This is a genomic window from Parasphingorhabdus sp., assembly GCF_048269915.1.
In the GTDB taxonomy this organism is placed as follows: Bacteria; Pseudomonadota; Alphaproteobacteria; order Sphingomonadales; family Sphingomonadaceae; genus Parasphingorhabdus.
In genome coordinates this window covers 711,750-725,438 of sequence record NZ_JBLWTY010000001.1, presented here as the reverse complement: position 1 = coordinate 725,438, position 13,689 = coordinate 711,750, and the positions used below count along the sequence as shown (strand labels likewise).

The window sequence follows — 13,689 nt, the reverse complement described above, 5'->3', positions numbered from 1 at the left end:
ATTTATTGTGCGATGACCGGAACCTAGGCGGCGTGCTCGTATATCTCAAGCATATCCTGCCCATATTCGCGCTGATCAATGCGCTGCCAATGGCCATGGGCATCGCCCAGCTTTTCCAGTCCGATATCAGCAATGCCCGGCATTCCGCCACCGATGATGATTGGCGCACGATAGAGCAAAAGCCTGTCTACCAGACCGGCCCGCAGAAAGGACGCCGCGGTTTGTGCTCCCCCTTCAATCATCAGCCAGTTGATATCGGCCAGTCCGGCAATTGCTTCGGGCTCGGCAATCTGCAGCCAGTGGGCGGGCATATCGGGATCATTGCCCAGCAATACGGGCTGCGGTGAACGGTCGGTCAATCCGTCAAGCCGGACATCCAGCCCTGGCCGGTCGGCCTTCGCCGTTCCCGCTCCCACCAATATCGCATCGCTGCGCGCGCGCTCGAGATGGGCGTGCGCCCGCGCCCGTTCGCCGGTGATCCACTGGCTCGTGCCGTCGGCCATAGCGATACAACCATCGAGCGACATCGCCAGTTTCAGGGTGACAAAGGGCCGTTGTTTTTCAACACGGCTCAAAAAGCCCGCCATTGCGCGGCGGGCTTCCGGTTCGCGGATGCCAACCGAAACCGGAATTCCGGCATCACCCAGCCGGTCAATACCGCGACGCCGGGTGCGTTCATCGGCATCAAGCGTGGCGACGATCACCCGCTTGGGTTTTGCATCAATGATCGCGTTGCTGCAGGTCGGGCCCCGGCTACTTTCATGGGCGCAGGGCTCCATGGTCACATATATGTCCGCACCCTTGGCCGATGGGCCGGCCTGTGCGAGCGCCATTTCCTCGGCATGCGGTCGTCCGCCAGGCTGAGTCCAGCCGCGGCCGATGACCATGCCATTTTTCACAATCACGCAACCGACATTGGGATTGGCACCCGTCTGCCCGCGCCCGCGCTCCGAGAGCGCCAGAGCAGCAGCCATAAATTGCGCGTCGCCGTGTGGATTTAACATTGCAGTCCAGCCGGTCGTTCGACCTCGACGATGCCGCGCGCCAGACGGTCCGCTTCGGCTTCGCGTTCGATCTCCTCGACATCCATGCCGGACATCCGCCCCAATTCTTTCATCGCGTCGCGTCGTTTCGTTTCCAGCTTGTCCTTGAGGCACTGGACCTGCCAGCGATCCTGGAGGATTTCCTCGTCGGTCCGGTCAGTTGTCCAGTTTTCGACATAAATGACCTCCTGCGGCACATAAGTGTACGTGTTAACCTTGGGATCGAGATAGAAAAGGAGCAGAATGAATGCGGTACAGGCAATCGCCAGTGTCGCAGGAAGCAGTCGCTCTCCCGGTTCACTCTGGCGAAAGACGGCGACCAGATCACCAAAGCCGCCGCTCACGGATACATCTTTTAACATTCCCATCGCGCCCAAATAGTCTCCGCGCGGGCGGATGACCAGCCCTTCCCGTCAAATAGCATGAACATGGTCCGGGGAGATCATCCGAGGCGCTGATTAACCCTTGATTTCAAAGCGGACTTTCAGCGTCATCCAGGTTTCCACCGGCTTGCCATCTTCGCTCCCGGGCATGAAACGCCACTTGTTCAGCGCCTGTTTGCGGGTGGCTTCCCAGAAATCCCTGTGCGGAGAATCGATCAGGGTGATGCGCTTGACCCGGCCATCCGTGCCGACCAGCACGCGCACGCTCACCACCGCTTCCTGTTCGAGACGCAATTGTCCGGCGGGATAGTCGGGCTGGAAGTCGCGCGCGAAGCGCTGGTTCAGGCGCGGCTCGACAATCACCGGAGCCGGTCCAACTTCAATGGTTTCAAACGGGATAGCGGTCCCTTCGCCCAGTGATCCCGCCCCGAGGTTGAGGTGGGAATAATTGTCTACCGGAACCGGAGGTGCCGGGGGCAGGTCGATGACCGGCTTATCCGGCACCTTTTGACGGGTTTGCACCGCAATTTTGATTTCCGGCGTCTCTTCAATCACCGGTTCGGGGGGCTGCTGAGCCAGCATCGGAATGGCGATAACGGTACCGGGAAACTTATCCGGAATTTCGATCCCAGGCATCGCGATCACCCCGGCGACAATTGCCGCATGCACGACGCCGGCCAATATCACACCTTTTGAGCGCGGTGTCTTATTCTCGTAAACGGAAACATAGCTCATGATCCTATCCTCTCAACCATCCTCAGATATGGCGGAGCGGCCCCGTGCCTGTTTGACTATCTGGTCGCACCGTCCTTTGTTATGTTATACTATAACATTAAACATTGCAAATGCGGCTGTGCCCTGGCCAGAAGTCGGCGGCCCAACGGGTGTTAGGCGGCGGCTTTGGCCAGTCTGGCCAGCGCGACGTCCCGCCCGATCAAGGGCAGCAAGGCGTTCATGTCCGGACCATGGTCAAGCCCGGTCAGAGCCTGACGCAGCGGCATGAACAACGGCTTGCCCTTGCGCCCCGTCGCCTCCTTGAGCGCTCCGGTCAACTCTTTCCAGAGCTCGGAAGATGTTTCCAATTCTTCCAATTTGCCATGAGCAACGGATAGAAACTCCTGATCTTCTAAAGACATTTCGGGTGTCGAAACTGGCCCCGTCACCACTTGCCACCATTGTTCGACATCACCCATGTCATGCAGGTTCGGGCGAATAACCTCCCACGCCGCAGCATCCATGGCTTGCGGCAGACGGTCCTTCACGTCTGCATAGGCAAGCAAATGGACGATCTTCTGGTTGAGCTGGGCCAGCTCTTCCTCGTCAAACCGCGCCGGCGCACGGCCGAAGCGGGCAAAGTCGAAACCAGCGATCAGTGGCTGCACATCAGCCACTGGCTCCACCGGGTCGCTCGTCCCGATCCGGGCCAGCAAGGCGACAATGGCTTGCGGTTCGATATTTTTCTCGCGAAAGCTGCTGACGCCCAGTGACCCCAACCGCTTGGAAAGCTTGCCTTCGGTGCCGACGAGCAAGGCTTCATGGGCAAATTCCGGCGGTTCGGCGCCCAGAGCATGAAACATCTGAATCTGCACAGCCGTATTGGCGACATGATCTTCCCCGCGCACCACATGGGTGATGCCCATATCAATATCATCGATGGCAGATGGGAGCATATACAACCAGCTGCCGTCTTCGCGCCGGATGACAGGATCCGACAGCAATGCGGGATCAAAATGCTGCTCGCCCCGGATCTTGTCGGTCCAGGTAATCGGTGCGGCATGATCCAGCTTGAAGCGCCAATGCGGTTTGCGGCCTTCCGCTTCAAAGGCAGCGATCTGTTCCGGAGTCAGTTCCAGCGCCGCGCGATCATAGATTGGGGGTTTGCCCCGGCCCAACTGGATTTTTCGTTTGAGGTCCAGTTCCTGTGCGGTCTCATAGGCGGGATATACGCGGCTCTCTGCCTTCAGCCGGGCAAATTGCTCTTCGTAGCGATCAAAGCGCGTCGACTGTCTTTGCTCTTCATCGGCAGACAGTCCGAGCCAGGCCAGATCCGCCCGGATCGCCTCCACATATTCGTCTTTCGATCGCTCGGCATCAGTATCATCGAAGCGCAGCAGGAAGCGACCGCCGGATTTCCTGGCGAACATCCAGTTGTGAAGTGCAGTCCGGATATTGCCGACATGCAGATGGCCGGTGGGTGACGGAGCAAAGCGGGTTTTGATGGTCATACAGTCCTGAATGCGTTGGTAATGGGATAGCGCCGGTCACGGCCGAAATTTCTTGTGCCGAGCTTCACGCCGGGCGGGGCCTGCCGACGCTTATACTCGGCGATATAGAGCAGCCGTTCGATCCGCACCACGGTTTCCCGGTCAAAGCCGCGCGCGACCATATCATTGACCGACAATTCTTCCTCGATCAGCCCGTGCAGCAAGGGATCGAGAATCTCGTAGTCCGGCAGGCTGTCGCTGTCTTTCTGGTCCTCTCGCAGTTCCGCACTGGGTGGCTTGGTAATCACTCGCTCCGGCATGACCGGACCGTCCGGGCCCAGACCAAGGCTCGGCTTGTTATGGTTACGCCAGGCGGACAGTTTGAAAACGGTCAGCTTATAGGCATCCTTCAACACCGAATAGCCACCCGCCATATCGCCATAGATGGTCGCATAGCCGACGCTCATCTCGCTCTTGTTGCCGGTGGTCAGCAGCATATGGCCGAACTTGTTGGACAGCGCCATCAGTGTCACTCCGCGAATCCGCGACTGGATATTTTCCTCGGTAATATCGACATTGCTGTCGGCAAAACTGTCTTCCAGCATCGCATCAAAGCCCTCGACCGCCGGATTGATCGGGATCGTGTCCAGCCTTGTGCCCAGCATTTGCGCACAGCCCTCGGCATCGTCGAGACTTTCCTGCGAAGTGAAACGCGACGGCATCATCACATTCCAGACCCGGTCCGCGCCAAGCGCATCCACTGCAACGGCCGCTGACAGGGCGCTGTCGATACCTCCGGACAGACCCAGCAACACCCCGGGAAACCGGTTGCGGTTCACATAGTCGCGCAAGCCAACAATCATGGCATTGTAGATATCGGCTGGATGGTCATCGAGTTGATGGATTTCGCCAGGTGCGCAAGTCCATTTGCCGCCTTCTCGTGACCAATAAGTATCGACGATCGTTTCGTCCCAGTCGGGCAGCTGGTGCATCACGCTGGCGTCGCCATTGAGCACGAAACTGGCGCCATCGAAAACAATCTCGTCCTGCCCGCCCACGCGGTTCAGAAACAACAGCGGTATTTCCGTTTCCTTGACCCGCCTGGTGGCAACCTGCCCCAAACGCGCGTCATCTTTCTCTATCTCATAAGGGCTGCCGTGCACCGAAATAAATAGTTCCGTGCCGCGTGATTTCAGATGTTCACACACGGTCGGGAACCAGACATCTTCGCAGATCGGCAAACCGATTTTGCAGCCCTTGAACTCAATCGGTTCCGGCAAAGGACCAGAGGTAAAGAGCCGCTTTTCGTCGAACGTCCCGTAATTGGGCAGCTCGACCTTGTAACGAATCTCCCGGATATGGCCGCCGGCAAGTAGCGCGATTCCGTTGAAGAGCTTGCCATCCTCGCGAAAGACGGACCCGACGAGCATCGCCGGCCCCGGCCCCGCAGTGGCAGCGGCCAGCCGGTTGAGCTCCGCCTCGGCTCGCTCCCAGACCGCCGGCTTCAGCACCAGATCCTCCGGTGGGTAGCCGATCAGCTGTAACTCCGGGAATACGATCAGGTCGCTGTCAGGCCTGGTCCCGTGCACCGCAATCATTGCATCGGCATTGCCGCGCAGATCGCCCACGCTCTGGGTGAGTTGCGCCATTGTGATGGTAAGCTTTTCCGTCATCGCGCCCTGATAGAAAGGGCCACTGTGCGGAGCAATCGAAATTAACGCAAATACGGACTTTTGATTCCACCGCCATCTGTCTAACAGGGTCACGAAATTGTCATGAGGTGCCGCTGGCGATTCTAGCGGGCCACTGGATCGGGGGACGCAATAATGAAACTCATGTCGGGCAACAGCAATCTGCCGCTTGCTGCAGAAATTGCCAAATATCTTGATATTCCGCTCACCGACGCGAGCGTCAAGCGTTTTGCCGATGACGAGATTTTCATAGAAATCCATGAAAATGTGCGCGGAGAGGATGTGTTTGTCGTCCAGTCGACCAGCCATCCTGCCAATGACAATCTGATGGAATTGCTGATCAGTATCGACGCCCTGCGCCGCGCCTCGGCCAAACGGATCACGGCAGTCATTCCGTACTTTGGCTATGCTCGGCAGGATCGGAAACCAGGGCCACGCACACCGATTTCGGCCAAGCTTGTCGCCAATCTGATTACCGAAGCGGGAGCGGACCGGGTGCTGACGGTCGATCTGCACGCCGGACAGATACAGGGGTTTTTCGATATTCCGACCGATAATCTCTATGGCGCGCCGGTGATTAGCGAAGATATCAAATCCCGCCACGCGGACAAGAACATCATGGTCGTTTCCCCCGATGTCGGAGGCGTAGTTCGCGCCCGCGCACTAGCGAAGCGGCTGGACAATGCCCCGCTAGCCATTGTCGACAAACGTCGCGAGCGGGCGGGTGTGTCGGAAGTCATGAATATCATCGGCGATGTCGAAGGCCGTTTCTGTGTCATGATCGACGATATTGCCGACAGCGCCGGCACCTTGTGCAACGCTGCCGACGCTCTGATTGCAGCAGGAGCGACCGATGTTGCGGCCTATATCACCCACGGGGTACTCTCCGGAAAGGCAGTGGAGCGGGTCAACAATTCCTCGCTGCGCAAGCTGATCATTACGGATACCATTCGGGCTCCACAAACCGCACTGGATTCGCCGAAAATCCGTATCCTGCCCATTGCGCCATTGCTCGGCGAAGCGATCAGCCGGATCGCGGATGAAAGCTCGGTCAGCAGCCTGTTCGACTGATATTCGGTCGCCATCGCCCAGGGGAGACGTCAATGCCCGGTTTCGAACTTCTGCTGAAATATCGTATCCATATCGCAATATTGGCGATTCTGATCTCGCTATTTGCCTGGGCCACCGAATGGGCGGAGTTGGTGTATGTCTGCCCTTATTGTCGCGCGCAAAGAACCGTCATCGGACTCCTCGGCTTGCTGCTCCTCGCCAACCCCCTGCACTGGCTGAACCGCTGGATAGCATCAACCCTCGCGGTGCTGGGTCTGGTCGTCGCCGGGATGCAGCATTTCAACGGCTGGAAAAAGATCATGGCCGGCGAATTTACCTGGGGAGACTATTGGTATGCCAACGCATGGGTGCTGTCCGGCTGCGCGCTTTTCATCATCACCGGACTGATTTTATACCTATGGGCCTGGCGGCCTGTCCAACCGTCGACGGAAGAAGCATGACACCCAAAGATATCGATCTCGCGCAAAAGCTTGCAGAAGCTGCTGGCGAAGCCATCCGCCCTTTCTTTCGCGCCAAATTTGATCAGGAAGCAAAGAGCGATTCGACCTTTGTTACCGAGGCGGACCGGGCGGCAGAAGCGGCGATGCGGGCGATTATCGAAGCCGAGCGGCCTGATGACGGGATTATCGGCGAGGAATATGGCCCCCGCAATGAAGGCGCTTCTCGGCAATGGGTGCTCGATCCAATCGACGGCACGACGAGCTTTATCGCCGGCCGACCGATTTTCGGCACCCTGATCGCGCTGATGCAGGACGGCTTTCCCCTGATCGGGATTATCGACCAGCCGATATCCCGCGAACGCTGGGTCGGGGTTGTCGGCCGCAAGACCCTGTTTAACGGCGAACCGGCCAAGGCGGCACGCTGCCGCGATCTGAACGACGCCGTCCTTGCCACCACGTCGCCGCATCTTTTTGACGAGCATGACGCCGACCATTTCATGGGTCTGGCCGGCAAGGTCGCAACCCGCAAAATCATCTATGGCGGCGATTGTTACAATTACGGCCTAGTCGCCAGCGGCCATGTCGATGTGGTTTGCGAAGCGGGCCTGATGCTCCACGATTTCGCTGCCCTTGCCCCGATTGTCGACGGTGCCGGCGGCATGATGTGCGACTGGAACGGCGAACCGCTCCACGCGGAATCAGACGGCCATGTGCTGGCGATCGGTGATCATGCACGGGTGGACGACGTGCTGGAGGCTATTGCCTGCCATCATTGATGGCTTTTCTGTCGCGATAACGCTTGCATTTCGGGCGAATCTAGCTAAAGCCGCCCTTCCGAAGTGACGCACTGGCCAGTGTTGGGCTGCCACATGTGTCCGTAACGGTACCATCTAGAGGAGACCAAAATGCCCAAGTTGAAGACCAAAAGTGGTGTGAAGAAACGCTTCAAGATCACCGCAACCGGCAAGGTGAAGCACGGCGTAGCCGGCAAGCGCCACCGTTTGATGAGCCATAACAGCAAATATATCCGTCAGCAGCGCGGCACCAAGAAATTGTGTGATGCGGATGCGCGGACAGTCAAGAAATGGGCGCCATACGGCCTGGGTTAATCCCGCCGCAGCGACATTCAAACTTACAGGATATATAGAATATGGCACGTGTAAAACGGGGTACGACCACTCGTACGAAACATAAAAGATTACTGGTGCAGGCAAAAGGCTATTACGGTCGCCGCAAAAACACCATCCGCATCGCGCGGCAGGCTGTCGAGAAAGCTGGCCAATATGCCTATCGCGACCGCAAGGTTAAGAAACGGGCGTTCCGCGCCCTCTGGATCCAGCGGATCAACGCTGCGGTTCGCGCCGAAGGCCTGACCTATGGCACATTCATTCACGGCACCAAGCTGGCGGGCATCGAACTCGACCGCAAAGTCATGGCTGATCTGGCAATGAACGAGCCGGACGTGTTTAAAGGCGTCATCAAACAGGCGCAGGACGCACTGGCCAAGGCCTAAGCGTTTACAGATTTTCAAAGAAGCGCCGGAGAGCAATCTCTCGGCGCTTTTTTATTGGGTTTTTTGCAAGGCTTGCTAGACGGGCGGCACAGGAAAACAGGATAGAGCGATGAGCAACATCGAAGCGATCAGGGACAAATATCTGGAGCAGATTGGCGCTGCTGCCGATGGCGATGCACTGGAAGCGATCCGTGTCGCGGCGCTCGGCAAAAAGGGCGAGATTTCGCTGCTGCTGAAAACCCTTGGCAAGATGACGCCGGAAGAGCGACAGGAACAGGGACCGATGATCAACGGCGCGCGGCAGGCCGTCGCCGACGCGCTGGCCGCGCGCAAGGAGGCGATGGAAGCCGCCGCGCTCGACGCCAAGCTCGCCACTGAGAAGCTGGACCTGACCTTGCCGCCGCCTGCCGCACCAAAAGGCAGCATCCATCCGGTTTCACAAGTGATGGACGAATTGGCCGAGATATTTGCCGACCTCGGATTTTCGGTCGCTACCGGCCCCGAGATCGAGGACGACTGGCATAATTTCACCGCGCTCAACATCCCCGACACCCATCCGGCGCGGGCGATGCACGACACTTTCTATTTCCCGCAGACCGATGAAAACGGCATGCCGAAATTGCTGCGCACCCATACGTCGCCAGTGCAGATTCGGACGATGATGGATGTTGCGAAGCGGACCAGCGGAACGGGCGAACCGATTTACCTGATCGCACCGGGCCGCACCTATCGCAGCGACAGCGACGCCACCCATACGCCGATGTTTCATCAGGTCGAAGGCCTGGTGATCGACAAGGGCATTCATATGGGGCATCTCAAATGGACGCTGGAGACGTTTGTCCGCGCCTTTTTCGAACGCGACGATATCGAACTGCGCCTGCGCCCGAGCTATTTCCCGTTCACCGAACCCAGCGCCGAAGTCGATGTCGGCTTCTCGGTCGAAAAGGGCCGCCGGATTATCGGCGGCGATTCCCGCAGCAATGAGGGCGGCTGGATGGAGATACTCGGTTCCGGCATGGTTCACCCCAATGTCATCCGCAATTGCGGGCTGGATCCCGACGTCTGGCAGGGCTTTGCCTTTGGCTGCGGCATCGACCGGCTGGCGATGCTGAAATATGGCATGGACGACCTGCGCGCCTTTTTCGACGGCGATTTGCGATGGGCCGACCATTATGGCTTTAATGCGCTCGACGTCCCCACATTGAGCGGAGGAGTCGGCGCATGAAATTTTCCCTAAGCTGGCTCAAGGCCCATCTCGATACCAACGCAAGCCTGACCGAAATCACCGACAAGCTGACGGCTATCGGCCTGGAGCTGGAAGGGGTGGAAAACCCCGCCGATGCCCTGCGCCCATTTCGCGTCGCCAAGGTCATCGAAGCCGAACCGCATCCCAATGCCGACAAGCTGCAATTGCTAAAGGTTGACGACGGCAGCGACGAGCGTTGGCAGGTGGTTTGTGGCGCACCCAATGCCAAGGCAGGGATGATCGGCGTTTTCGGCCCTCCGGGCACCTATATTCCGGGCAGCGATTTCACGCTGAAACCCGCGAAAATCCGGGACGTTGAGAGTTTCGGCATGATGTGCAGCGCGCGCGAGCTGGAACTGGGCGAGGACCATGACGGTATTATCGAGCTGCCGGAAAGCGCCGCGGATTCTGTTGGACAAAGCTACGCCGACTATGCCCGGCTCGACGATCCGGTGATCGACGTTGCGATCACCCCCAATCGTCAGGATTGCATGGGTGTCCGCGGCATTGCGCGCGATCTCGCCGCCAGCGGGCTGGGCACGCTCCGGCCGCTCGAAATTCCGACAGCGCAGCGCAGCGGAAGTGGTCCGGAAGTTGCCATAGAGGATGCAGAAGGTTGCCCCGCCTTCTATGGCTGTACCGTCAGCGGTGTCACCAATGGCGCGTCCCCTGCCTGGATGCAGGCCCGGCTGAAGTCGGCCGGACAGAAACCGATCTCGGCGCTGGTCGACATCACCAACTATGTCACGCTCGATCACGGCCGCCCGCTGCACGTCTATGACGTGGCCAAGTTGCAGGGCGGTCTGGTCGCGCGCAAGGCGCGGGCCGGCGAGAAGCTGATGGCGCTGAATGACAAGGAATATATACTCGACGCAACCATGACCGTGATCGCCGATCAGGCGGGCGCGCATGGGATTGGCGGCATCATGGGCGGCGCGACCAACGGCACCGACGCAAACACCCAGGACGTGCTGATCGAATGCGCCTATTTCGATCCCGCCCATATCGCGCGTACGGGGCAGAAGCTGATGCTGACCAGCGACGCCCGGCAAAGGTTCGAGCGCGGCGTCGATCCCGCGTTCCTCGAAGAGGGAATCGCGATTGCCACGGCGCTGGTGCAGGAACTCTGCGGCGGCAGGGCGAGTGAAATCACCCGCGCCGGCGAAGCGCCGACGGACCAGCGCGTGATCAGCTATGATCCCAACCAATGCGCCTCTCTCGGTGGGCTAGATGTTGCTGCGGATCGGCAGAAGTCCATTCTCGAATCGCTCGGTTTCGAGATCTTGTGTCCCCGCGAAGGCGGGGATCCATCTCCTGATGGCGCCAAGAATAACGAGCGGGAGATGGACCCCGGCCTTCGCCGGGGAACATGGACCGTCACCGTGCCGACATGGCGGCGTGACATCGCCGGCTGGCAGGATCTGGTCGAGGAAGTCGTCCGCATCGAGGGGCTGGACAAGGTCTTGTCGACACCGCTTCCGCGCGCACCGGACGTGGCCAAACCGACGGCCTCGCCGGAACAGATGTCCGAGCGCAAGGCGCGGCGGGCAGCGGCGGCACGCGGCCTCAACGAAGTCGTCAACTGGAGCTTCATTTCCGACAAGGAAGCCGCGCCTTTCGGCGGTGGTTCATGGAGCCTCGCCAACCCGATCAGCGAAGACCTCAAGGTGATGCGGCCCTCGCTGCTGCCCGGTCTGATCGCCGCGGCCCAGCGCAACGCCGCGCGCGGCGCTTCGTCTATCCGCCTGTTCGAAGTCGGCCGCCGCTATCTGGAAAGCAGCGAGCATCCGACCATCGGCCTGGTGCTGGCGGGCGAAAATCGCGCGCGCAGCTGGCAGAGCGGCGGGGCGACCCGGTTCGATGCCTATGACGCCAAGGCGGAAGTGCTTGCGATCCTGGCGGCCGCCGGCGCTCCGACCGACAAGCTGATGGATTTTGGCGAGGCGGGCGATCATTATCACCCCGGCCAGTCGGGCACGTTGCGCCTCGGGCCAAAGAAAATATTGGCGGCTTATGGTGTGCTCCACCCCTCAACGATCAAGGCGATGGGTTTCAAAGGCTCGGCCGTTGCCGCCGAGATATTCCTCGATGCGATTCCGCTGAAGAAGAAGTCGGGCCATATGCGCGAAGCCTTTGCCCCGCCTGCGCTACAGGCGGTGACTCGCGATTTCGCCTTCATCGTCGATGCAGATTTGCCAGCGGGCGATCTGGTGCGCGCGGTCAAGGGTGCGGACAAGAAGCTGATCACCGACGCGCGGATTTTCGATCTGTTCGAGGGACCGAGCGTGGGCGAAGGCAAGAAGTCGCTGGCGATAGAGATAACGTTGCAACCGCAAGAAGCGACGTTGACCGAAGAGGACCTCAAAGCACTCTCCGACAAGGTTGTGACAAACGCGGCAAAATTGGGCGCTGAATTGAGAGGATAGAATATTCGTCATCCTGAACTCGTTTCAGGATCTTTCGAGACAAGCGAGTACATGGAGATGCTGAAACAAGTTCAGCATGACGAGAGTTAGATATTAATATGACCAAAGCACGCCGGACATTCGCGATTATCTCCCACCCCGATGCGGGTAAGACGACGCTGACCGAGAAGCTGCTTTTGAAAGGCGGCGCTATCCACCTCGCGGGCGAGGTCAAGGCCCGGGGCGACAATAGACGCGCGCGATCCGACTGGATGAAGATCGAGCAGCAGCGCGGGATTTCGGTGACCTCCAGCGTCATGACCTTCGAACGCAACGGCATTGTCTTCAATCTGCTCGACACACCGGGCCATGAGGATTTTTCCGAAGATACCTATCGCACGCTGACCGCGGTCGACAGCGCGATCATGGTGATCGATGCGGCGAGCGGGATCGAGGCGCAGACGCTGAAGCTGTTCGAAGTCTGCCGGATGCGCAGCGTGCCGATCATCACCTTCATCAACAAGGTCGACCGCGAAGGCCGCGATCCCTTCGAACTGCTCGACGAGGTGGCCGACAAGCTGGCGCTGGACGTCTGTCCGATGAGCTGGCCGACCGGCATGGGCGGGCAGTTTGAAGGCGTCTATGATCTGGTCAAGAACCAGCTGCACCAGCCAACCGGCGACAGCAAGAACTATGATGGCGTCGTCCGGCAATTTACCGGGCTCGACGATCCGAAACTGGCCGATGTGCTCAGCGAAGGCGCGCTCGAGCGGCTAACCAGCGAAGGCGAGCTAGCGCAGGGCGGCTATAGCCAGTTTGATCTCGAGGCCTATCGGGGCGGGGACCTGACACCGGTCTATTTCGGTTCGGCGCTCAAGCAATTTGGTGTCGAGGAGCTGATCGAGGCGATCGCGGACTATGCACCGCCGCCGCGCCCGCAACCGGCCGAGCCGGCTCCGATCGACCCCGAAAGCGACGATGTCACCGGTTTCATTTTCAAGATCCAAGCCAATATGGACCCGCAGCACCGCGACCGGATCGCCTTCATGCGGCTCTGCTCGGGCGAGTTCAAACGCGGCATGAAGCTGATCCCTTCGGGGCTCGGCAAACCGATTGCAATCCACTCGCCAATCCTGTTTTTCGCGCAGGACCGCGAAATTGCCGACACCGCCGAGCCGGGTGATATCATCGGCATCCCCAATCACGGGACGCTCAGGGTCGGCGACACCTTGTCGGAAAAAAACCAGGTACGGATCACCGGCCTGCCCAATTTCGCCCCGGAAATCCTGCGCCGAGTGATCCTGCGCGACCCGACCAAGACCAAGCAATTGCGCAAGGCGCTGGATGATCTCAGCGAGGAAGGCGTCGTACAGGTCTTCTATCCCGAACTGGGCGCCAACTGGATCATCGGCGTCGTCGGCCAGCTGCAGCTGGAGGTGCTGGTGTCGCGACTGGAAGCGGAATATAAGGTCGACGCCTATCTCGAGGCCGCACCGTTTGAAACCGCCCGCTGGATCAGCGGCGACGACGCGACGCTCAACGCCTTTGCCAATATCAACCAGAGTTCGCTGGCAAAAGATCGCGACGGCAATCTGGTGTTCATGGCCAAATCAGCCTGGGATGTCGGCTATCAGGAAGAGCGCAATCCTGACCTTAAGTTCAGCGCGACACGGGAGCGGTGATCGGTTAGCAT

At 59.3% G+C, this 13,689-nt stretch carries 13 protein-coding genes; 8 read left to right on the top strand and 5 right to left on the bottom strand.

All coding sequences use genetic code 11. From position 1 onward, the window contains the following. Nucleotides 1-23: 23 nt before the first annotated feature. From ribD to ACN0WX_RS03405, 5 genes are all read right to left on the bottom strand, one after another. Nucleotides 24-1,004 carry a bifunctional diaminohydroxyphosphoribosylaminopyrimidine deaminase/5-amino-6-(5-phosphoribosylamino)uracil reductase RibD gene (ribD, locus tag ACN0WX_RS03425; RefSeq protein WP_417620871.1) on the bottom strand — a complete coding sequence of 327 codons (981 nt, stop codon included), beginning with the start codon at nucleotides 1,002-1,004 and terminating at the stop codon, nucleotides 24-26. After that, nucleotides 998-1,405: a hypothetical protein gene (locus ACN0WX_RS03420; protein WP_417620870.1), complete on the bottom strand. Its 408-nt coding sequence runs from the start codon at nucleotides 1,403-1,405 to the stop codon at nucleotides 998-1,000. Before ACN0WX_RS03420 ends, ribD begins: the two co-directional genes overlap by 7 nt. Nucleotides 1,406-1,501: 96 nt before the next feature. Then, entirely contained in the window at nucleotides 1,502-2,161 is a 660-nt protein-coding gene (locus ACN0WX_RS03415) for a TonB family protein (RefSeq protein WP_417620869.1), read from the bottom strand. 152 nt (nucleotides 2,162-2,313) lie between these two features. After that, on the bottom strand, nucleotides 2,314-3,651 hold the full coding sequence (gene gltX, locus ACN0WX_RS03410) for a glutamate--tRNA ligase (protein ID WP_417620868.1): 1,338 nt from the start codon (nucleotides 3,649-3,651) through the stop codon (nucleotides 2,314-2,316). Further along, entirely contained in the window at nucleotides 3,648-5,303 is a 1,656-nt protein-coding gene (locus tag ACN0WX_RS03405; RefSeq protein ID WP_417620867.1) for an NAD+ synthase, read from the bottom strand. The genes gltX and ACN0WX_RS03405 overlap by 4 nt, the downstream gene beginning before the upstream one ends. Before the next feature lie 153 nt (nucleotides 5,304-5,456). Here ACN0WX_RS03405 and ACN0WX_RS03400 point away from each other — a divergent pair, with 153 nt between their 5' ends. The 8 genes from ACN0WX_RS03400 (at nucleotide 5,457) to ACN0WX_RS03365 (ending at nucleotide 13,678) form a co-directional block, all read left to right on the top strand. Beyond that, complete coding sequence (locus ACN0WX_RS03400; RefSeq protein ID WP_417620866.1) at nucleotides 5,457-6,392, top strand: ribose-phosphate pyrophosphokinase; 936 nt, start codon at nucleotides 5,457-5,459, stop codon at nucleotides 6,390-6,392. A 32-nt stretch (nucleotides 6,393-6,424) separates the two neighbouring features. Continuing rightward, nucleotides 6,425-6,832, top strand: a complete 408-nt coding sequence (locus ACN0WX_RS03395; protein ID WP_417620865.1) for a hypothetical protein — start codon at nucleotides 6,425-6,427, stop codon at nucleotides 6,830-6,832. Next, entirely contained in the window at nucleotides 6,829-7,608 is a 780-nt protein-coding gene (gene hisN, locus ACN0WX_RS03390; protein ID WP_417620864.1) for a histidinol-phosphatase, read from the top strand. Before ACN0WX_RS03395 ends, hisN begins: the two co-directional genes overlap by 4 nt. Before the next feature lie 129 nt (nucleotides 7,609-7,737). Further along, complete coding sequence (rpmI, locus tag ACN0WX_RS03385) at nucleotides 7,738-7,941, top strand: 50S ribosomal protein L35 (RefSeq protein WP_417620863.1); 204 nt, start codon at nucleotides 7,738-7,740, stop codon at nucleotides 7,939-7,941. 41 nt (nucleotides 7,942-7,982) lie between these two features. After that, nucleotides 7,983-8,345: a 50S ribosomal protein L20 gene (rplT, locus tag ACN0WX_RS03380; RefSeq protein WP_417620862.1), complete on the top strand. Its 363-nt coding sequence runs from the start codon at nucleotides 7,983-7,985 to the stop codon at nucleotides 8,343-8,345. A 109-nt stretch (nucleotides 8,346-8,454) separates the two neighbouring features. Next, entirely contained in the window at nucleotides 8,455-9,570 is a 1,116-nt protein-coding gene (pheS, locus tag ACN0WX_RS03375; protein ID WP_417620861.1) for a phenylalanine--tRNA ligase subunit alpha, read from the top strand. Next, nucleotides 9,567-12,017 carry a phenylalanine--tRNA ligase subunit beta gene (gene pheT, locus ACN0WX_RS03370; protein ID WP_417620860.1) on the top strand — a complete coding sequence of 817 codons (2,451 nt, stop codon included), beginning with the start codon at nucleotides 9,567-9,569 and terminating at the stop codon, nucleotides 12,015-12,017. The genes pheS and pheT overlap by 4 nt, the downstream gene beginning before the upstream one ends. Nucleotides 12,018-12,115: 98 nt before the next feature. Continuing rightward, a complete protein-coding gene (locus ACN0WX_RS03365) occupies nucleotides 12,116-13,678 on the top strand; it encodes a peptide chain release factor 3 (RefSeq protein WP_417620859.1) in 1,563 nt (520 codons plus the stop codon). The last annotated feature ends 11 nt before the right edge of the window (nucleotides 13,679-13,689 follow it).

Coding starts and splice junctions, on each gene's coding strand:
- ribD (WP_417620871.1), bottom strand. CDS start 1,004: ATGTTAAATCCACACGGCGACGCGCAATTTATGGCTGCTGCTCTGGCG.
- ACN0WX_RS03420 (WP_417620870.1), bottom strand. CDS start 1,405: ATGTTAAAAGATGTATCCGTGAGCGGCGGCTTTGGTGATCTGGTCGCC.
- ACN0WX_RS03415 (WP_417620869.1), bottom strand. CDS start 2,161: ATGAGCTATGTTTCCGTTTACGAGAATAAGACACCGCGCTCAAAAGGT.
- gltX (WP_417620868.1), bottom strand. CDS start 3,651: ATGACCATCAAAACCCGCTTTGCTCCGTCACCCACCGGCCATCTGCAT.
- ACN0WX_RS03405 (WP_417620867.1), bottom strand. CDS start 5,303: ATGACGGAAAAGCTTACCATCACAATGGCGCAACTCACCCAGAGCGTG.
- ACN0WX_RS03400 (WP_417620866.1), top strand. CDS start 5,457: ATGAAACTCATGTCGGGCAACAGCAATCTGCCGCTTGCTGCAGAAATT.
- ACN0WX_RS03395 (WP_417620865.1), top strand. CDS start 6,425: ATGCCCGGTTTCGAACTTCTGCTGAAATATCGTATCCATATCGCAATA.
- hisN (WP_417620864.1), top strand. CDS start 6,829: ATGACACCCAAAGATATCGATCTCGCGCAAAAGCTTGCAGAAGCTGCT.
- rpmI (WP_417620863.1), top strand. CDS start 7,738: ATGCCCAAGTTGAAGACCAAAAGTGGTGTGAAGAAACGCTTCAAGATC.
- rplT (WP_417620862.1), top strand. CDS start 7,983: ATGGCACGTGTAAAACGGGGTACGACCACTCGTACGAAACATAAAAGA.
- pheS (WP_417620861.1), top strand. CDS start 8,455: ATGAGCAACATCGAAGCGATCAGGGACAAATATCTGGAGCAGATTGGC.
- pheT (WP_417620860.1), top strand. CDS start 9,567: ATGAAATTTTCCCTAAGCTGGCTCAAGGCCCATCTCGATACCAACGCA.
- ACN0WX_RS03365 (WP_417620859.1), top strand. CDS start 12,116: ATGACCAAAGCACGCCGGACATTCGCGATTATCTCCCACCCCGATGCG.